This is a genomic window from Paraburkholderia monticola (genome assembly GCF_001580545.1).
Classification (GTDB): Bacteria; Pseudomonadota; Gammaproteobacteria; order Burkholderiales; family Burkholderiaceae; genus Paraburkholderia; species Paraburkholderia monticola.
Map to the genome: position 1 here is coordinate 105,542 of NZ_LRBG01000037.1, position 19,537 is coordinate 125,078.

General features: G+C 58.7%; 20 protein-coding genes. 11 read left to right on the top strand and 9 right to left on the bottom strand.

Going from position 1 to position 19,537, the window contains the following annotated elements; translation table 11 throughout:
* Nucleotides 1-155: 155 nt before the first annotated feature.
* The 6 genes from CI15_RS24495 to CI15_RS24520 form a co-directional block, all read right to left on the bottom strand.
* Nucleotides 156-911 (bottom strand): substrate-binding domain-containing protein, encoded by a 756-nt coding sequence (locus CI15_RS24495; RefSeq protein WP_241495916.1) that lies wholly within the window; start codon nt 909-911, stop codon nt 156-158.
* A 241-nt stretch (nt 912-1,152) separates the two neighbouring features.
* On the bottom strand, nt 1,153-2,628 hold the full coding sequence (locus CI15_RS24500; RefSeq protein ID WP_206597781.1) for an NCS1 family nucleobase:cation symporter-1: 1,476 nt from the start codon (nt 2,626-2,628) through the stop codon (nt 1,153-1,155).
* A gap of 184 nt (nt 2,629-2,812) precedes the next feature.
* Nucleotides 2,813-3,565 carry an aspartate/glutamate racemase family protein gene (locus tag CI15_RS24505; RefSeq protein WP_062132447.1) on the bottom strand — a complete coding sequence of 251 codons (753 nt, stop codon included), beginning with the start codon at nt 3,563-3,565 and terminating at the stop codon, nt 2,813-2,815.
* A 14-nt stretch (nt 3,566-3,579) separates the two neighbouring features.
* Nucleotides 3,580-4,995, bottom strand: a complete 1,416-nt coding sequence (gene hydA, locus CI15_RS24510; protein WP_062132450.1) for a dihydropyrimidinase — start codon at nt 4,993-4,995, stop codon at nt 3,580-3,582.
* A 10-nt stretch (nt 4,996-5,005) separates the two neighbouring features.
* Complete coding sequence (locus CI15_RS24515) at nt 5,006-5,734, bottom strand: maleate cis-trans isomerase family protein (RefSeq protein ID WP_062132453.1); 729 nt, start codon at nt 5,732-5,734, stop codon at nt 5,006-5,008.
* 43 nt (nt 5,735-5,777) lie between these two features.
* Nucleotides 5,778-7,076, bottom strand: a complete 1,299-nt coding sequence (locus tag CI15_RS24520) for an MFS transporter (protein ID WP_062132455.1) — start codon at nt 7,074-7,076, stop codon at nt 5,778-5,780.
* Nucleotides 7,077-7,292: 216 nt separating this feature from the next.
* Between CI15_RS24520 and CI15_RS24525 the strand changes: the two genes are divergently transcribed.
* The gene (locus CI15_RS24525; RefSeq protein WP_075643771.1) at nt 7,293-7,991 is read left to right on the top strand and encodes a GntR family transcriptional regulator; all 699 of its coding nucleotides are present in this window, start codon (nt 7,293-7,295) and stop codon (nt 7,989-7,991) included.
* A gap of 650 nt (nt 7,992-8,641) precedes the next feature.
* On the opposite strand, the gene CI15_RS24530 is transcribed toward CI15_RS24525, so the two are convergent.
* The gene (locus tag CI15_RS24530; RefSeq protein ID WP_062132458.1) at nt 8,642-10,087 is read right to left on the bottom strand and encodes an IS1182 family transposase; all 1,446 of its coding nucleotides are present in this window, start codon (nt 10,085-10,087) and stop codon (nt 8,642-8,644) included.
* 200 nt (nt 10,088-10,287) lie between these two features.
* Here CI15_RS24530 and CI15_RS24535 point away from each other — a divergent pair, with 200 nt between their 5' ends.
* From CI15_RS24535 to CI15_RS24560, 7 genes are all read left to right on the top strand, one after another.
* Nucleotides 10,288-10,686 (top strand): ArsR/SmtB family transcription factor, encoded by a 399-nt coding sequence (locus CI15_RS24535; RefSeq protein ID WP_241495917.1) that lies wholly within the window; start codon nt 10,288-10,290, stop codon nt 10,684-10,686.
* Nucleotides 10,683-11,141 carry an SRPBCC family protein gene (locus CI15_RS24540; protein WP_062132465.1) on the top strand — a complete coding sequence of 153 codons (459 nt, stop codon included), beginning with the start codon at nt 10,683-10,685 and terminating at the stop codon, nt 11,139-11,141. The genes CI15_RS24535 and CI15_RS24540 overlap by 4 nt, the downstream gene beginning before the upstream one ends.
* A 195-nt stretch (nt 11,142-11,336) precedes the next feature.
* Entirely contained in the window at nt 11,337-11,495 is a 159-nt protein-coding gene (locus CI15_RS37360; protein WP_162842060.1) for a hypothetical protein, read from the top strand.
* 100 nt (nt 11,496-11,595) lie between these two features.
* Nucleotides 11,596-12,240, top strand: coding sequence for a glutathione S-transferase family protein (locus tag CI15_RS24545; protein ID WP_062132467.1), 645 nt, complete (start codon nt 11,596-11,598; stop codon nt 12,238-12,240).
* Nucleotides 12,241-12,612: 372 nt separating this feature from the next.
* Entirely contained in the window at nt 12,613-13,335 is a 723-nt protein-coding gene (locus tag CI15_RS24550; protein WP_062132471.1) for a helix-turn-helix transcriptional regulator, read from the top strand.
* A gap of 32 nt (nt 13,336-13,367) precedes the next feature.
* Nucleotides 13,368-13,742, top strand: a complete 375-nt coding sequence (locus CI15_RS24555; protein WP_062132474.1) for a VOC family protein — start codon at nt 13,368-13,370, stop codon at nt 13,740-13,742.
* Nucleotides 13,743-13,877: 135 nt separating this feature from the next.
* Nucleotides 13,878-14,714, top strand: coding sequence for an alkyl hydroperoxide reductase subunit F family protein (locus tag CI15_RS24560; RefSeq protein ID WP_241495918.1), 837 nt, complete (start codon nt 13,878-13,880; stop codon nt 14,712-14,714).
* Nucleotides 14,715-14,740: 26 nt separating this feature from the next.
* Here the strand turns inward: CI15_RS24560 and CI15_RS24565 are convergent, their stop codons facing one another.
* Nucleotides 14,741-15,103 (bottom strand): BON domain-containing protein, encoded by a 363-nt coding sequence (locus CI15_RS24565; protein WP_062132477.1) that lies wholly within the window; start codon nt 15,101-15,103, stop codon nt 14,741-14,743.
* 1,022 nt (nt 15,104-16,125) lie between these two features.
* Here CI15_RS24565 and CI15_RS35680 point away from each other — a divergent pair.
* The 3 genes from CI15_RS35680 to CI15_RS36175 all read left to right on the top strand — a co-directional run bounded on the left by CI15_RS35680 (nt 16,126) and on the right by CI15_RS36175 (nt 17,555).
* Nucleotides 16,126-16,812: a tetratricopeptide repeat protein gene (locus tag CI15_RS35680; RefSeq protein ID WP_075643772.1), complete on the top strand. Its 687-nt coding sequence runs from the start codon at nt 16,126-16,128 to the stop codon at nt 16,810-16,812.
* A 222-nt stretch (nt 16,813-17,034) separates the two neighbouring features.
* Complete coding sequence (locus CI15_RS36695; RefSeq protein ID WP_075643773.1) at nt 17,035-17,346, top strand: DUF6966 domain-containing protein; 312 nt, start codon at nt 17,035-17,037, stop codon at nt 17,344-17,346.
* Nucleotides 17,343-17,555: a hypothetical protein gene (locus tag CI15_RS36175; RefSeq protein ID WP_062132484.1), complete on the top strand. Its 213-nt coding sequence runs from the start codon at nt 17,343-17,345 to the stop codon at nt 17,553-17,555. The genes CI15_RS36695 and CI15_RS36175 overlap by 4 nt, the downstream gene beginning before the upstream one ends.
* A gap of 557 nt (nt 17,556-18,112) precedes the next feature.
* Here the strand turns inward: CI15_RS36175 and CI15_RS24580 are convergent.
* Nucleotides 18,113-18,907, bottom strand: coding sequence for an SDR family NAD(P)-dependent oxidoreductase (locus tag CI15_RS24580; protein ID WP_062132487.1), 795 nt, complete (start codon nt 18,905-18,907; stop codon nt 18,113-18,115).
* Between the last annotated feature and the right edge of the window lie 630 nt (nt 18,908-19,537).

Genomic DNA, 19,537 nt, shown 5'->3' on the forward strand with positions numbered 1-19,537 from the left:
TTAACGCTTAGTGAATAGGGACCGAGTGCATGGGGTCATGGTCCGATTCGTGCGTGCATTACGTTCTTGAGGCAGCTTTCGCGAGCGCGCCTGAGCCTCGTCAGGTGCAGCCAGTGGATATGGAGACGATTGTAAGGTGCGGTCAGTCCGAGCGCTCAGTTCGCGGGCGCCGCTGTGAGCGGTTCGAGTCCGGTCCGCGCAATCGCCGGTGCCGCTTCCGGCGACGACAGAAAACGGATTAGAGCGTCGGCGCCGGCTGGATTTTTCGCAGTGGTCGCGATCCCCCCGGAGTACGTCGTGTACCTTTGTAGTTCCGCCGGCAAACTGCCGACCACGGTCACCCCCGCTACCGGCAACAGTTCCACGACCTGTTGCAATCCGAGCTCCGCCTCACCGCTCGCGACGAGAGTTGCGACCCGCTCGTCCGGAACCATGCGGCTCTTGCTTTTCACGCGCTCTTCGATGCCCAGACGCGAAAACAGTTCGTTGCCGATATAGGTTCCACTCGCGCTGTCCGGATAGACGATTGACTTCGCCGCGAGCAGCGCGCGGCGCAATGCGTCCACCGAGCTGATGTCCGGTTTCGTCGCACCCCCGCGAACCGCCACGCCGATGGGCGAGCGTGCGAAGTCCACCTTGCTGCCAGGCACTACCGTGCCGGCTTTAATCTGATCGTCGAGCGCATCGCTGACCACGATCAGGACATCGGCCCACTCGCCACGAGCAAGCCGCACGGGGATGGCATTCAGGGCCTTGCCCTCGGCGGGCCCCCAGATGGTGACCAGTGTATTGTCGGTCGCTTCCTCGAATTGCGGGCCCAGTTCGCGATACGCCGGCGCAAACCAGCCGGACATCATGACCTTGACTTGGTCCGCAAATACCGCGCTGCTACCCAGCAACGCGAGCGTCAAGCAGAACGCGAGTGCGCGAACCCTCAGCTTGTGGATAGTCACTGCTCCGCCCCATCTCAATTGGCTGGCCCAGCCTTGAGATGCAGCTTATCCGCATGCCAGTCATGTTGGGAAGCATTTGATCGCAGCGGTGGACTCGCGCTGGCTGGGGCGCGACGACCCTCGAACTGCCGTCGTACCCCTTGCGCCCACGAGACCCACCTCATCGTTTTGCCTGCCACGGGACGCGCCACCTGTCACCTTATTCGAGCGCCCCCATTTCTGCGCTCTCTTCCGGTTGGATGCTGGCCCGCTTCGCCATGCCGCCCATCACGAGGAAATATACGAGTCCGGCAGCGATGAAGCCGATCGGCCACGCGAATGCCGCGACTGCCGAGAGCGCCGGCACCAGTGCAATCACAACGGCGACACCTGCCGTCGGCGCGAACACCGCCAGAGCTCTGGTGTTGAATCCTCTTCGATAGAAGTATTCACCGTGCTGGTCCGACCGATACAGATCATTGAGCTTGATCGCACCACGACGGATCAGAAAATAGTCGGCGGCCATGATCCCGAACAGCGGACCCAGGAACGCTCCAAGGCCGCCTAGAAAGTAGTTGACGACGACGGGATTCGAGTACAGGTTCCACGGCATGACCACAAGTGCAAGCACCGCGCTGATGACGCCGCCGCGACGGAAAGTAATCCGTTTGGGCCACACATTGGCAAGATCGTAGGCCGGCGAGACGAAGTTGAGCACCACGTTGACACCGATCGTCGCGACGATGAACATCAATGCACCTACGACCAGCACGAACGTGTTCGGCACTTTTGCGAGGATCAATGCCGGGTCGGTGATCGCCTTGCCAAAGACCACGACGGTGCCGATAGTCATCGTGATGCTGATCGCCGCGAACGCCGCAAAATTGATCGGAATCCCCCAGAAGTTGCCGACGACCACCGCCCGCTCCGTTTTCGCGAACCGGGTGAAGTCGCAATAGTTGAGAAGCATCGTTGCGTAGGTGGAGACCAACAGAAACGCCCCGGTCAGAATGCCCAGCACCGCCCCGCTGCCCGATAACGGCTTCACGGACAGATTCATCGGTATGTGCCAGTCGGCCATCGCCAGGAGCCAGACAGCCATCAGCAGCATCACAACCCAGACGATCGGGCCGGCCCAGTCCTGGAACCGACGGACCGCCTCCATGCCTCGGGTGATCACGAGCAGTTGCATCAGCCATAGGAACACGAAGCAGGACCACCCCAGATACGACAGGCCCAGCAGGCTCTGATCCTGCCAGTGCTGCAGCCCCGGATTGATACGCAGCAGGAGCACGACCACCGCGGTCGAAGCCAGGTATGTCTGAATGCCGTACCAGCAGATTGCTATGACTGCGCGGATCAATGCAGGTACGTTGGCACCCCAGATCCCAAAGCTGACGCGCGCCAGGACGGGAAAAGGGACGCCTGTCTGCTGTCCCATTCGCCCCGCCCAGTTCATGCCGAAGAACAAGATGCCTGTTCCTATCAGAATGGACGTCAGGACCTGCCATCCTGTCAGGCCGAGTACAAACAGTCCGGCAACAAATGTATAGGTGCCGATGTTATGAATCGCCGACATCCAGACAGCAAAGAAGCTATAGGACGTCCACTTCCGTTCAATGGCGGGCGCAAGATCTTCGTTGTACAGCCGACCGGTGGGGTCCAGTTCAGCCAGATATTTGTGCTGTCTATCCACGATCACGTCTCCGTAAAAGCCGGTCGGTCCTGCTGGATCAGCAAGACGACCGGCACTCTATAGTTTGACGAAGCAGTCGAACGTCATCTGCCCCACAAGCCCCTGATTTTCGATTGCCTCGGATGCCTAACTAAATAATCGACACTCGAACCAATCGGCTTTCAACACGCAACAACTGACGAGGCTAGCCCGGCGACCTGCGGTTCAGCAGCCGTGCCAGCGGTTCAGGCAGGCCCTGGTTCGGCTTGACGGGCGGCGCGGCGAAACTGCCTTTGGTCGCTTTTTTCGGGCTCAACCGGATCAGCCCCTCGAGCTGGGCGATCGCACTCGACACGCCATCGACCACCGGCACGGACAATTCGCCACGTATCTCACGCGCGAGCCCTGCCAGAGGAGCACCGGCGATGATGATGACGTCGGCCCCATCGACCTCGACCACCTCGTTGCACAGTGCCTTCAGTCGTTCCGCGTAGTCCTGCTGCACGCTGCCGATATCGCGCAACGGTTCCTCGAGCGCGCGGATGCTCGCGAGCCGGCTCACCAGGTGGCTGCGCTCGACAGTCTCGCGATACCACGCCTTGATGCGCGGCGAAATCGCGATGATCGAGAAGCGCTGCCCGAGCGTCGCCGCAGTCATCAGCGACGACTCGGTCAGTCCAACCACCGGCACGTCGATCAACTCCTTGATGCCCTGCAGACCCGGATCGCCGAACGCGGCGACCACGACACCATCGTAGGAACCATGGCGTTCGGCCGCCACGCATGCGGTGGCATAAGCGCCGACCAGCGCTTCGAAGCGAGTCTCAATGTACGCAACGCCGAACGGCGCGGTCGCGACCGCGATCTCGGTACCGGGCGAGGCGCTGCGTTGCGCCTCCGCCTGAATGAGCGTCGAGACGCTTTCGGAGATATTGGGATTGATGACCAGGATCTTCATGCTTCTTTCCGATATCAAAGGTCGATGTACTGCGGTTTGCCAGCAGGGAGAAACCGCCCCCGGCCCGCTTCCGGCTCGAGATAGCGGCCGCCTTCGACCAGCAGTTCGCCGCGCGACAGGCAGTACTTCGGCCAACCTTGAACGGTACGTCCCTCGTACGGCGTGTAGTCGACGTTGTGGTGGAGCGCGTCGTTCGCGATGGTCACTTGCCTGAGCGGGTCCCACAGAACGATGTCGGCGTCTGCGCCGACCGCGATCGTCCCCTTGCGCGGATAGAGGCCGTACAGTTTCGCGGGATTCAACGACGTCAGCTCGACGAATTTGTGCAGCGACAGCTTGCCGTGGTTCACACCATCGAACAGCAGCGCCAACCGGGTCTCGATGCCGGGGATGCCGTTCGGGATGTGCTCGAACGACACCTCTTCACCGCCCGGCTTTTTGCCTTGGGGATCATCGAATGAGAACGGCGCGTGGTCGGACGAGAACACGCTGAATACGCCACGCTTCAACGCGCTCCACACCGCTTTCTGGCTCGACGTGTCGCGTGGCGGCGGACTGCAAACGCACTTGGCGCCGTGATAGCCGTCCTCATGACCGAGGTCTTCCGCGGTCAGATAGAGGTACTGCGGGCAGGTCTCGGCGTAGATGTTGAGGCCGCGTTGCTGCGCCCATTCGATCTGCTCGATCGCATCCTGGCCCGACACATGGACGATCAGGATCGGCACGTCGACGAGTTCGGAAAACGCGATCGCGCGGTGTGTGGCCTCTCGCTCGACCACCGCCGGCCGCGACAGCGCGTGATACTTCGGTGCGTGCTTGCCGGCTTCAGTGAGCTTGTCGGTGAGCCACGCGATGCAGTCCGAGTTCTCCGCATGCACCATCACGAGTGCCTGGTTGCGGCGCGCGACATCCATCACCTCGAGGATCTCGCGGTCGCTGAGCTTCAGATCGTCATAAGTCATGTAGATCTTGAACGAGGTGTAACCGGCTGCGATCAGTTCTGGCAACTCGCGTTCCAGCACCTCCGGCGTCGGATCGGAGACGATCAGATGGAATGCGTAGTCGGTCACTGCGCGACCGTCGGCGCGGCGGTGGTAGTCGGCCACCGCGGCTTTGAGCGATTGCCCCTTTGCCTGCGCGGCGAACGGGATCACCGTCGTGGTACCGCCGCACACGGCGGCGCGTGTGCCGCTGTGGAAGTCGTCGGCCATCTTCAACCCGTCCGGCATGGGTTGATCCAGATGGCAGTGCGCGTCGATACCGCCGGGCAACGCCAGCAAGCCAGTGGCGTCGATCTCGCGCCGGCCGGCGTCGAGGTCGCGGCCCAGCGCGACGACGATGCCGTCCTTCACACCAATATCGCAGTTGAAGCGCTCGGACGCGGTGACCACGTCGGCGTTGCGGATTACGAGGTCGTATACGGTTGTCATGGCAGGTCCCTCACACAACTTCGGAAAACAGGCGACCCCAGCCCGCGAGCCGGGTCGTGTCGTAGCCGGCGAGCTTCAGCGATTTCCACACGACGGTGGAGATCGTGTCGTAGAGCGGGATGCCGTGATGCTGCTCCACTTCCGAGGCCAGATGGGCGGCATGGAGATTGGTGCAGAACGTGACGATCGCTTCCGGGCGCTGCATGGCGACCTCGCGAATTTGCGCGCGCAGCGTGTCTTCGCTGACTTCGGAAAACTGGAAGTTCACTTTCAGGCCGAGATGGTTTTCGGAAGAGCAGTCGATGCCGTTCTCGCGATAGTTGGCGACGATCTTCTGCTGCACCTCCTTGAGGTACGGCGTGACCAGACCGAATTTCTTCACGCCGGTCGCGGCCAGAATTTCGTTCAATGCCAGCACCGACGTGGTCGCGCGAATGCCGGTCGCCGCTTCGATCTCACGGCACAAGCGGCGGTCGGACTCGAAGCCGAGCCAGCCGGATGAAGTGCCGTTCCATGCGATCACATCGACGTTGGCGTCGGCCAGCAGCCGTGCGGCCTGAATGATATGGGTCGTGTCGAACTGCCCGAGTGCCTGATCGGATAGCGAAATTTCAGTGACCCTGAAGCGCGAGAAATGGGCACTGACACCGGGCAACTGCGCCACCATCGCGCTCGTAATCGGTTCGAGCGCGGTATTGGATGACGGGGTAAGCATGCCGAGCTTGACGCGTTTGCTCATGATGAAATCAACAATCAAATGGTAAAGGTAATGAACGCCTGGCTCAGACCGGCAGCTTGCGTTCGTAGTCGATGAGCGTCGAACAGACAAAGAGCCCCACGCCAGCGGCAGCGAAGAACATCAGCGCCAGGAAATACGAGCCCGTGGTTTGCACGATCAAGCCCACGATGATCGGAACGAGGACCCCACCGATATTTCCGCCGAGGTTCATGAAGCCGCCGAGAAAGCCGACCTTGTTGCGGGTACCGAGAATCGAAGGCAAACACCAGTAGAGACCGCACCAGCGCAGGAAGAACAGCGTGGACGCGAGCAACACCACCACCGTCGTCGGATTGCTGACGTAAGCGACCGAGAAGATCGACGCGGTGGCTGCCACGGCGGCGATACTGAACAGCGTGCGCATCACGCGATTGGGCGAGCCGCCCGCTGCTTTCCACTTGTCGGCGATCCATCCGCCGATCAGTTCACCGACGAAGCCGCTGAAGAAAATGGCGAAACTGGCGCCGCCCATCTGCTGGATATTGAAGCCGTGAACCTTGTTCAGATAGTTCGGCATCCAGGTCAGCAACCCATAGAACACCGAGTTGAAACACATCCAGCCGAAGAACATGCACCACACCGAGCGATAGCGGAAAAAGTCCATGCTGCGGCCGGTGGCGTGAATCGGCTCGCTGCGGTGCTCTTCCTGCAGCGCCGCTTCGAGATAGTCGGCTTCGCCCTGATTGACGGACGGATGCTCGCGCGGGTTGTTTCGGATGTAGTACCAGGCGAACAGGCCGGCCAGCATGGTGCCCGCCCCCGCCACCACGAAGGACGTGCGCCACGATCCGAATTCGCTGATCAACCCGGAGATGATCACCGCACCGAGTGCCGCTCCGAGGGGTGCACCGCCGTCGAGCAGCGTCGCGCCGCGGCCACGTTCGTGCCGCGTCAGCCACATCGCGTTGAGCTTGCCGCCTGCGGGGTAGATCGGTGCTTCCGCGGCGCCAAGGCCGAGACGGGTGAGGATCAGCGCGGTGGCCGTCGTGCAGAGGGCGGCTATCCCCTGAAAGAAGCCCCAGAACAACGTGGCGCACGCGATCACGATGCGTGGCTTGAATCGGTCGGCCAGCATGCCGCCCGGAATCTGCATGAACGCATAAGTCCAGAAGAACGAGCTGAGAATCAGCCCCTGCACGGCAGGGGCGATATGAAACTCCTTGGCAATGAGGGGCATGGCCACGGACAGCGAAGCCCGGTCCACGTAGTTGATCGAGATCAGCATCAACATGATCAGAAAGATTCGCCAGCGTACGCCGGTCCTGACCTCGGTCTGCACTGCCGCATTTACGGTCCGCATCATCTATGTCTCCTCCGTTCGCCTGATCGGCTTCGGTTTCCTGTCCGTGACCGTTCCCGGCCCGGTGCGCTGTGTGCGCCAACGCAGTATATGATGCCTAATTATGAATTACAAGCGCTACATATCGTTGATTTTTATACGTTTTTATTTTTGTGGATAGTCCAACGAAGCTGTAAGACAATTAAGCAAAAGCGGAACATCCGAATGGAACCACGCGACATGGACACGAAGTCACTCACAGCAGAAGCCCGCAAGCGGATCAGCCTCCGCGGCACGGGAATGTATGCGGCCATCGCGCAGCAATTGCGCGACATGATTCTCGAAGGCGAATTGGCGCCCGGCCAGCATATCGACGAGAAAGCGCTGTGCGAACAGTTCGACATCTCCCGAACGCCTCTGCGCGAGGCGCTCAAGACCCTGGTGACTGAAGGGCATGTGACTCATCGCCAGCACATGGGCTTTCAGGTCGCGCCGATCGACAAGGACGAGATTGCGGCCATCTTCGAAGTGCTGCATGGCCTCGAGGAAACCGCGGGACGGCTGGCTGCCCAGCGCATCGACGACAAGCAGATGAAGGTCCTGCTGGAGCGCCATCGCACCATGGAGACCTACCATCGCGAGGGCAAGCGCACGGCCTACTACCGCGCCAATCAGAAAGTGCATCAGCAGATCGTCGATGTCGCCGGTAACTCCGTGCTATCCGACATGTACGCGGCGTTGATGAGCAAGATCCACCGTGCGCGAGGCGCGGCCAATGCCGATGTGCTCCGCTGGGCCGAGTCGCTTGGCGAACACAGTGAAATATTGAATGCGTTGGCGAAGCGCGATGGAGCATCCCTCGGCCGGTTGTTGCGCGAACATTCGGAACACACGGCAGCGGAAGTGATGAAAGTGCTGAAGGCTACGAGCGGGAATTAGCGAAGGCCTTTCAAACTTGTGCTGACCGTCGGTTTTTCCCCTCGTCCTCACCCCGGATCAAGCCATCTGCGATACCCGGTCCGCTCGATTTCTATTTGTCGTACGCCGCGTGAGCAAACGCCTCTCGAAGTGTCGGCTGTTGTTTGCTTTGCGTCCGGCTGAAAGAACATCGAGCTAATCGCCGCCCCGGTCCCTGCCGAACATCGATTCACTGCGATTGGGCGATCACGCCAATTGACCACAATATTTGGCGACTTAAACGGCGGCTTTCTGGCGCGCGGCCGCCGATCGAATGTTCCGGCAATCGACTGACTAACGGCTGCTCCTGGCTCGGAACCTGACGGACGAGCGACGCGCACAATTCGCGCCATCGCTGACGTTCAGGTGTCGCCGCCCGTGAGGCAGCTTTAAGGCACTCTCCTGCCCTCCCCATCACGGTGGCCACGAATGTCAGGTGTCGTTGTCAGCGAACGCGTACTCACGACCCAGGTCGTGTGGAAACGCCCAGAGAGCGGCAAACGCGACTCGCGGCGTCACACCGACCGGCGTGTTTAACTGCGTTTGCAATCGATTCGACAACACCGAATCATTAGACGGTTCTAATGCTTTATACGCAGCTGTTCAAGGTTTGCTTTTAGCGTTACGGGTGCTTATGCACCCGCCAGCCGCATAGCTTTCAGTGTCTTCCTGAACCCCAGAATTCTCAGCACTCGCATCAGATTGTAGGCAAGTACGTTCAAGCTCATCTCAGTACCCACGTTTGGCAACCTGCGTGTCAGGAAGTGCGTATAACCCATCCAGTGCTTGAACGTCCCGAAGACATGTTCGACCGTCCGTCTGCGTATTGTCATTGCCTCTGGGGACTGGTCGAGTCGACGTTGGACTCCTTCCAGTACCGATTCATGTTCCCATCGGCTAATTCTCCGATACTTACTCGGAGTACATCGGGATTTCATCGAACACTGAGGGCATGAACTACTCCAGTAACGGTGCATTTGCATGCCATGTTCTTCTCCGGTGTAGCGGTAAATCGCGCGTTTGCCTGCTGGACATTGGTATTCGTCGTCTCGGGCAATGTAGATGAAGTCTGCCCGGTCGAATCGGCCATGAGCTTTTGCCCTTGATGTCGTTGGCTTAGGTAGCATCACTGCAATGCCCGCATCTGCGCATGCCTTGATCTGCGGAGCATTGTAATAACCGCGATCGGCGACTGCCCGCAGTCTGGTCCTACCCATCGCATCGCGTGCGGCTTTCGCGATAGGACTCAACTGTCCCCGGTCGCTACCAGAGTTTGTGACCTCGTGAGCAACAATGAGGTGGTGTTTGGCGTCTACTGCCACCTGTACGTTGTAACCCACCATGCCCGAGCCTTTGCCGCTCGTCGCCATGGAACGCGCGTCGGGATCAGTCATCGAGAGTTGCCCATCAGGCTGCGCCTTGAGTTGCTCCTTGATCTGATCGAGCTTGCGCATCTGCTCGCGCAAGCGTGCGATCTTGTCTTGCAATCGAGTCGTCTTTGCTTCCAGTTCAGCGGGCTGCGTACGATCGGCGGTCTCCAGAGCGTTCAGATACCGCTGGATGCTCTCCTCGATCTGCTTCTGGCGCTTGTCGATCTTGCCCTCTGTGAAGTTGCGATCGCGAGTGTTGGCTGCCTTGAACTTGCTACCGTCGATAGCAACAAGTGCCTGCGAGAACAGCTTCAACTCACGGCATAGGACGACGAAGCGGCGACACACGTTGCGAATGCCGGTGCCGTTGTCACGACGGAAGTCACCGATGGTCTTGAAGTCCGGCGCCAGACGACCCGTGAGCCACATTAATTCAACATTGCGTTGGCATTCACGTTCCAGCCGGCGGCTCGACTGAACCCGGTTCAGATAGCCGTAGATATAGATCTTCAACAGGACAGCGGGATGATAGGACGGACGACCTGTAGTCGACGGCGTCGCTCCATCGAAGCCCAGTGATCCAAGGTCAAGCTCTTCAACAAACGCCTCGATAATCCTGATCGGATTGTCTTCGGCGACGAAGTCATCGAGGCATTCTGGAAGCAGCGTCATCTGCTTGCGGTCCTCGCCTTCTATGAATCGCTTCATCCGGTCACCCAGGCTGAATGAGTTAATCCAGTCTAGGTGATCGGCGTGTTTTCACACAAGCTCGACCCACATGCGACATACGCTCCCATTGACCGAATGGCCGGTGTATGCGCGACGGCGGTCGCGCCACCGCTCGAGTCGGAGCGCCGCATAGACCGACCAAAAACCAACAAACAGCCATCATTTCACGAGTTCTTGAAATGGTTATGGCCGAGCACATGAAAAACTTGACTCACCCTGCCGACCGACCTATAGTTCACCACATGGTGAAGTGTCCAGTCAGTCAACTCGATCGTACGTTTTCCGCCCTCGTGGACCCCACGCGGCGGGCCATCCTCGCGCGGCTAGAACGTGAGCCCGGCCTGTCGGTGACGGAAATCGCGCGTCCGCTGCCGCTCAAATTGCCGGCGGTCATGAAGCATCTCGACGTGCTCAGCGATGCCGGTCTGATCGCGCGCACGAAGAGTGGCCGAACCGTATCGGTCGAACTCGTCGCCGCTCCGATGGAAGAGGCGATGGCGTGGCTGTCGCGCTATCAGCGCTTCTGGTCCGCGAGTTTCGACCGGCTTGCCAATTTTGTCGAAGGGGAAGATGAATGAGTGAGGAGAAACCCAGTCTGAAGATCGTGCGGCGCCTTAAGGCATCGCCGGCGCGAGTCTACGCGGCATGGACGCGTCCCGAATTGATGGCGCGCTGGTGGGGTCCCGACGCCGGCCCGGTGCTGAGCGCCGAAGCCGATCCACGCGTGGGTGGCGGCTTTCGCGTGGTGTTCCAGACATTGGACGGCGAAACACACGACTGCCGCGGCGAATACCGACAGGTCGAGGTCGATCGCAAGCTCGTCTTCACATGGGAATGGGTCACGCTCCCGGAGCGACGCTCCCTTGTAACGATCCAGTTGCGGCCGCTCGAAGCGGGCACGGAGATGACGTTCACGCACGCCCAATTTTCTGATGAAGCCGCGCGTGATGGTCATCACGCAGGTTGGAGCGGGGCGTTCGAAAAGCTGGACAGTCTCGTCGCCGAACTGGAAGGCGCGGACGTTGGTGATTGAAGCCACTGTTCGCAAGACACGCGCTGTGGCTTTTGTTTTGGGTAGTTTATGTGAGCTTTTCGCCACCTCAAATATTTAGGGTTGCGAAATTCAGATAACGGAACCAGACATCGAGTCGACGCGTTTTTCAAGGGGTTCGCCCCGTAAGACCCGAGGGCGGACCGTGGCAAATTTGGTAGTCAACCCGGAGTCAATATGAGCTTCATACTTGCACTGCTCAAAAAGATCGGCGACCTTTTTGCGTCGCCTCATCTGCCGCTGGATTCGGACTACTCGTTCGAGGCGCGTAGCCGCGAATCGAAGCGCAGGCGTAAAGCACTCGCTACGCTGTTTGGCATCGAGCAGAGCGATTAAAAGCCGTTGAGCCGGCCGGCGCGCCCAACCACTGCGTAAGGGAGCGCACTTCAGGTGTGCAAAGTGAGGGGAAGGATGTCAACGAATACCGGGGTCGAAAATGAAACTCTACTATGCTGAAACGCTCGCGCCTCGGAAAGCGTGCGCGGTTGCAAGATACTTGAAAATGGACATCGAGCATGTGTTCGTCGATCTGGGCAGAGGCGACGGCGAGCAAAGGCGGCCCTACTATCTCGCGATCAATCCGAACGGCACGGTGCCGAGCCTCGTCGACGGTGACATAAAACTCTGGGAAGCCGACGCGATCATTTGCCATCTCGCGCACCATTCTGAAACCGGACTGTGGCCGCGCAATGCACAGCAGCAGATCGATGTCGTGCGCTGGCTGAGCTGGAACAATCAGCACCTGTACCGGCACGGGAACGCGCTTTACTTTGAGCATCTGATCAAGCAGTGGCTCGGCATGGGCGGACCCGATCCGTCGAAAGTCGAGGAAGCGCAGGACCTTTTCCGCAAGCATGCGAGCGTGCTCGATCAGCATCTGAAGGGGCGCAAGTGGCTGCTCGGCGACGATCTGTCGGTCGCGGATTTTTCCGTCGCGGTGACGTTGCCGTACGCGAAAAGCGCCGCGATCCCGCTCGACGAATTTTCAGAAGTGCGGCGCTGGCACGATCAGTTGAACGCGTTCGAAGCATGGCGCAATCCGTTTCCCGCACGGCCTATTCAGGTCGCGGCACAAGTCTGAAGGCCGGATCATGTGCTGGGCGATCGTCGCATTGATGACCTTGGTGATCGGCTAGCGTTGAGTCTGTAGACGCGCGGTGGCCGCGCTGGAAAGCCATCGATAATGAGTTGCATCGGGGCTCGTTAATGGCTTGTTCAATGAACGTCATAGGTCGCAGCGGCCGGCCCAAGATTGGGGCAGGCCGTTGAAGATTCCAAGGTCTTCTCAGTGGAAGGCTCAGCGAACTGGTGATATCGGCCAGATTGAGACGTTAGACAAAGCCGCATAGATCGTCAACAATGCAACGTCTCTCTGAACGCGACCTATTGCATTCGACTTGAAGTCACCGATAGCGTCGTCGATTTGCTTCAGTGCCGATATCAGGACTCAAGTATGTCCCGCTCCGAACGTCTCCTCCATCTCCTGCAAGTGTTACGTCGTTATCGACGTCCTGTGCGTGGCCAAGCCCTCGCCGAGGAACTCGGCGTGAGCATCCGCACGCTATACCGGGACATCGCCAGTTTGCAGGCGCAAGGAGCAATGATCGAGGGGGAACCGGGCGTGGGTTACGTTATGAAAGCGGGTTTCATGCTACCGCCCATGATGTTTCGCTCAGAGGAACTCGACGCCCTGATTCTTGGCATGCGCTGGGTAGCCGATCGCTGCGACAAGACGCTATCGTCCGGTGCGCTGAGCACGCTTGCGAAGATAGCCGCCATACTGCCCACGGAACTGCGTCGCGAACTGGAGGAGTCCTCGCTGCTAGTCGGCGCGCCATTGAAGAGACCTGCCCACAAAGTCTCGCCTGACATTCTGCGTGCTGCAATCCGAGCAGAGCAGAAGCTCAATATTACCTACGTGAACGCGAGCGGTATTCACTCGCAGCGTGTCGTTTGGCCCTTTGCCTTGGTGTATTTCGACCAGGCGCGAGTCCTGATGTGCTGGTGCGAGCTTCGAGCTGAGTTTCGGAATTTCCGTTCGGACCGGATCTCTAACGTCGAGCAGTTGGAAGAGCGCTACCCCAAAAGGCGGTCAACACTGCTTCGTGAGTGGCGTAGGCTCAATCATGTCGCCAGCCGCACAATACTGCCAGAATCTGACAGTATCGACCTTTAGACTGAGCTCCCTTTCTTGACGAGGAGCTCAAAATGAAGTTCGCATCGGTTCGTGTTGTTACCCGGGATATCGATGGGCTGGTGGAGTTTTATCAAAGGCTTTCCGGTATCGAGGCTGTACGTCCGGCCGATGGATTTGCCGAAATGCGGTTCGAAGGAGCAACGCTTGCGATTTCGTCTGAGCATCTGATCGAGCTTTTCAATGTCGGCGCTGCCACTGCGGCGGCGAATCATTCGGCGATCCTGGAGTTCGAAGTGGAGGACGTTGACGTGGTGTTCGAACGGATGAATGCGTCCGGGACAAACGTCGTGATGCCGACGACGTTGATGCCGTGGGGCAATCGCTCGCTCCTGCTGCGCGATCCTGACGGGAATCTCGTCAACATATTTTCTCGCCCCAAGCGTTGAGGAGACCCGCCGTCCCGGCTGCCCGCCGCGTCGTGACGTTACAACGGGCGATGTTCGCCAGAATCGGTACGGCGGAGTCGCTGCCTTCGGCACCCGTAGCCTTCGAAAATATCCACGTCTCCCCGACCCGGCGGATTGGCACGTCAGCCGTGGGCATATATTCTTGTTCTTGGGCAATTCAGACAGAGCAGCAATATTGCGGCACTGCAATATACGGCGGAAAGCCCTCGGGTGATTCCGATGGCAAACTCACGCGATACGTTCTGTTCAGATTTCCTTCAGTTCCTGGCGCTTCTTCACATAACCTTGTGCAGGCTGGTACGGGATCGAATCATGTTAAACATCAGTCTCAGGTCACAACTGCAGACGTATCTGCGAAACATCCGCAGACCGGTCGAATTGATCGTGTCTCAAGGTGGTGGACAAACCTCGCACGAGATGCTGGCGATGTTGAACGAAATCGCGTCGTTGACAGATCTGGTGACGGTAGCCGAGGAGCCGCAAGGCGGCGAACGCAAGCCATCATTTTCAATCAGGCAGGTCGGAGCCAAAGCCGGCATTCAGTTTGCCGCCACTCCAACAGGACCTGAATTTTCGTCTCTTGTCCTCGCAATACTCCAGGTGGGAGGACATCCGGTAATAGCCGACCGTACGACCATTGAACAGATCCGAATGCTAGAACGTGACTATTATTTCGAGACCTATATTTCACTCTCTTGCGGAAGCTGTGTGGACGTCGTGCAAGCGCTGAATATGATGGCGGTGATCAATCCACGGATTCACAACGTTACGATCGACGGAGGAATTTTTCAAAGCGAGGTGTCGGCGCGTGATATTAGCGTTGTGCCGACGATCTACATGAACGGCGAGATATTCGGCGAGGGGCGCAGCAGCTTCGCGGAACTCGGCGCGAAACTTCACGATATAGAAATGAGCATGAGAGCGGCACTGCGCGCGGCGCGTGGGCCGTAAGATCGCGCTGAATGTCGAATCGCTGGCTAACGGCTGTTGCGCAAGGTCAACTGATTCACCACCGACCTGACTCCGCGCACCGACCTTGCCGTATTGCCGGCGAGCGCGATCTGCCTGTGCTCGGGCACCCATCCCGTGAGCGTCACGACGCCGAGGCGCGCCCTGACCCGAATCCCTGAAGCATCCAGACTCCGTATCCGCCTGAGGGCGCTGCGGACGTCACGACTCACCGCACCATCCGGCCTGTTCTCAAGCCGCGATGAAGAGTACGCCACCCGATGCGCTATCGCGCCAGTACCCGTGTACGCGCCAGCCTGGATCGAGCCACAACTCAGGGGGACCATAACCAGGACCGCGCAGATTTTGACGCTCGCACCACTCATTTTCATGCTCCCGTTCAGCAAAAGACGATAGACCCACAAGTCCGTAGCTTAGACCCACAAGTCCGCAGTTTTGCGGGCGGTCTTCGTTTAGATTCGTCGTTATCGGTGAATGACTCAAGGGGTCGCCTATGTCTTCTGCATGGAGCGAGGCGGGCGAGGCGATCCGACGGGGCAGGCCGTGGGGCTCAGTACGGCCAGTTTGAGACGTTCGACATCCTGCGAGAATCGTCAACAATCGGTCCTCCACGCCCGTCGCGAGGTTCTGTCTATGCAGACTTCCTCGGAAAGTGTCGACCGGCCGCGAGCCAATACGTCAGACCTGCAACGGCACCCGCCACCCCGAACACGGGCGCGACAGAGTGAAACTCCGGCCAAAACCCAGGCGGTGGTGAGGGATTGGGAGGATCGGTGTACCACGTCCATCCAGACATTACGGAGATAAACGGGACGACAGCGAGAAGCGCAAGGCCGCATCCCACGAAAACATAAAAAAGCGGGCTCCGGAGGTGATAACGGGAAGCAAGTAGGTTAAGCAGGACGCATGGCAGAGCGGAAAAGAACGCCGCTGGAAGCCAAATGATGACGATGAAAAGGCAGTCTGAGAGGAGAACCAAGATTGTTTGCCAGAGTGGGTGCAGCAGTCCACTCGATGCCCTTTGTGCAATCACGTGCGGAAACCTGGAGACGACAATATAGGTGCTCGCTGCGGTCACGGCTAGCAAATAAGCCACGCTGGCGCGTAGGGCCGAGGGCTGCAAAGATACGCTGCTCGGGTTCATCATCCGCTCGGATTCGATCGTGATCGCGATGATAAATCGAATGTCCGTTATACCGAAAGCTGAACAGCTGTTGTGGGTCGTTTTAAGCGATTTGCATGAATTTCGCACCGGAAAGTCCGAGACGATGGTCCCCACGAGCGGTGGGACGCAGTGGGGACCCGAGAAGACGTTCGACATTAGGCCTTGAAACTTCGACAATAGACTCACAATCAACGACAGACGATGCCTGGATCGGGGAGAAGAACGGCCATGACAGACTCACCTCGGAAGCGCTACGCCACATTTTGGAAAACGCGCTCAATTGCACTTGTTTTACTGCTTTTCGGGTTCGCTGGCTGCGCGACTTCCTCTGGGCAACTGGTGCATGGAGATACCGGCGCTGAAACGAAGGAGTATGTAACAAATGCTGAAAATGCGGAGGCGCACCTCGAATTCAAAGAGGCAATTGGCTGGTATGAAAAGGCGGCTGCTCTTGGCGATGCCAAGTCAATGAATGAACTTGGTTGGATATACTTTGGTGCTCATGATATTCCCGGTCGCCAGCTAAAAGATTATTCAAGGGCAAGGTCTTGGTTCGAAAGAGCAGCTGGTTTAAATTATGTTCCGGCAATAACCCAGCTGGGGGTTATGTACAACGGGGACGGCTCTATGGGCGCCCCGGCTGATCACGTTAAGGCTGCAAGATTATTTTTGGAAGCTGCGCGAGCGGGAGATGCACAAGCCATGAATAACCTTGGTCTACTGTATCTCCAGGGTAAAGGTGTACGCCAAAATGTCAATGAAGCAGTGTATTGGTGGAGAAAAGCCGTAGAGGTGGATAAAAACGGACCCAGCGGCAGGGCTGCTCAATCATGGCTAGATTTACACGATGGAAAATGCCTTTTCCCTCTCTGCCGTGCCCCAGTCAACTCTGCCCAACAAAATAACGTTCACTAAATGGATCTCAAGCCGGACTTTTTCCACTGATCCTAAGCGCCGAACGTCGGCTTTTGAGAACTCTGACCGACCGCAACGGGCCGGCTACGGCCGACCGCGTCGGACACCAGTCGGCCAAAAGCGGGCACTCGCCAACGTGGCCCAGATCGTCGACAATCGGCTTGCTCCTGCGTTTGGATAAAACATCACACTCTCAGCAACCATCAATGTCGAGGAAGGTTAATGCCTTCAGAAATAGACGCTCTTGCCCAAATGCTCGATCAGGCGGAAGCATTGCTTCGCTCCGACGGACAGGTCCGATGGGCGGAATGGTTGGCCAAGGATGCGAGGCTGATTCGCTCTCTGGATGGCTATGGCCTCGAACATTTGCTTTCCGCGTACGGAGGAATGGGCAGCCTGAACGACGTCGTTCTGCAGCGAAGTAAAGGTGGCGTCGGCGTGCTGCTCGATGTGGGCGACAACGAGCGTTTCGATACACTTCGTAGCGAAATTTACGACCTTGCGAGAAGACTCAGAACGGGCGAATGGCAATGACTCAGCGTTACAGTCCGGAAACCTTGCAAAGAACGGCGAGGCTCATCCAAGAGCGTTTTAACATGTCGGCTGTCCGCTCGGAGCAACTGGCTGCCCAAGCGCTGAACGGGATCGACGCGCACGGCCTCGATCCTGACGATTGGAATACTGTTGCAGCCACTGTTGATGTGGTCGTTAGAACTTGGATTTCTGGCGACGCTGGTCAATAGACAATTCATTGTCGAAAGACGATGAAGTCGACAGCGCGGATCAAGTCCTCAACTCGACCAAGTTCCGTATTGGGAATCTCCGCACGACAATCTGCTCGCACTGTTCGTAAAGCGTCGCGAAGTGCACCCCAATCGTCCGTCAGCCTACTTGTCAGTGGCCATGCGGAGAGCAAATGTCGCAAAGGGCGAACGGCACGACGTTCGCACCACGCATCAAATAGCTCGGAGCATCCTGCGTTGATTTCATCTGGGGACATAGATCGGTCAGTAATAAATCACTTTTGTTGATGATGATGCCAATGATGCAATATTTGAATGGCCGCTGCTGGGTGAGCTGAAGGTCCCTTATGGGTCGACCTGAGCCGGCCGCATCGGGCAGCAGTCGGCCATCAGCGGTCAGTCGACGATCCGGGTGAAATCGTCGACAATCTTCGAGGCCTCGCTGGGTTGCGCGAGGTCGCGAACGCGCTTTCCACCATCGGCCAACCTTTCCTCGAAAGTTGCCACGCCACTACCGCTCGTCAATGGGCGAAACCGCGGGGCGAGAATCGGCCTTATTACGACCAGCCACCCGTCACCATGACATCCTCCGACGTGATCATGCGGCTGTCGTCGGCCGCGAGGAAGAGCGCCACGCGCGCGAGATCGCCGGGCTCCATTTCCTCGTCGATGCACTGGCCGCGTCGTATCTCTTCGCGGCCTTCGTCGGTGAGCCACAGGTTGCGCTGCTTCTCAGTCAACACCCAGCCCGGCACGAGCGTGTTCACGCGGATCCCATACGCGCCGAGGTCCTTGGCGAACCCGCGCGTCAGGCCCTGTACTGCCGCCTTGCTCATTGCGTAAACCGGGAACTGGCTGCTCTTGAGCATCCAGCAATGCGAGCCGAGATTAATGATCGAGCCCGCGCGTGCGGCCTTCATGTCCTCGACCACGGCCTGCGCTGCGAACAACTGATGCCGCACGTTAACTGCAACGCCCGCATCGAACGACTCGGGCGTAACGTCGGCGAGCGCGTGGCGGCGATCGTTCGCCGCGTTGTTCACGAGCACCTCGATCGGTCCGAATGCTGCCCGCACTTCGGCGATGGCCGCGTGCAACGCGGGAATGTCGGTGACGTCGCAGGCGACGAAGAGCGGTTGATGGCGCGCGTTACCGAGCGATTTGGCAAGCGCTGTTCCCGCGTTCGTGTCGATGTCGAGAAAGCCCACACGTGCGCCTTGTGCAACGAAGTGCTCGACGAACGAAGCGCCAATGCCACTCGCGCCGCCCGTAATGAGCACGACCCGGTCTACCAGACTGGGATAGCTCGCGTAACGTGCTTGTCCCGAAGATTTTTCGCTAGAAGTTGCCATTCACATCCCGTATTGATTAATCGCTGCGACGACCAAACCGACTGTGCGCCATGGAAGTTTTCTTACGAGCTAAGCAGGTCCGGCTTCGCGGCGCCCTTCCGTCTGACGCCCAATTGACGCATTGTCTACGAGAAGGTGGCGATCTGCAAAGACGTGCTCGTCGTCGTGCGTTTCCAATACAACGCCGCCGAGCAAGCGACACGGGGGCCAGTGAGTGCACCTCGGCCTTGTCATGAGGACGTCCCGTGGCAAACAGGGGCGGCGTTTGAACGACCGCTTTGGAGAAATGTGGCCGTCCGCAGTGGGTCGGGAGTATGAGTTCACTGACGCAGAAAGCTGCCGCCCGGCTGGTCAACGCCGCCACCGTCAGCAATCCGCGACACTGCCGACATGAAACCTAGCCTCCGTCAATGTCAACAACGGCCGATGACTTGCCCTCAACTGACCCCGCCAAATGACCACTCCACTCTGATGCCTCCCCTTGAAAATGTGACGGCTCGACTCGCCGCTGTGGGTCCGTCGAAAGAAGCGAGAAACCCGTCTCCTGTCGTCGCGATTTCCCGCCCACGGAAATGCTCGATCGGCTTGAATGATCTGTGCCCCCTATCGGCGGCAGACACTGCGCTTTGG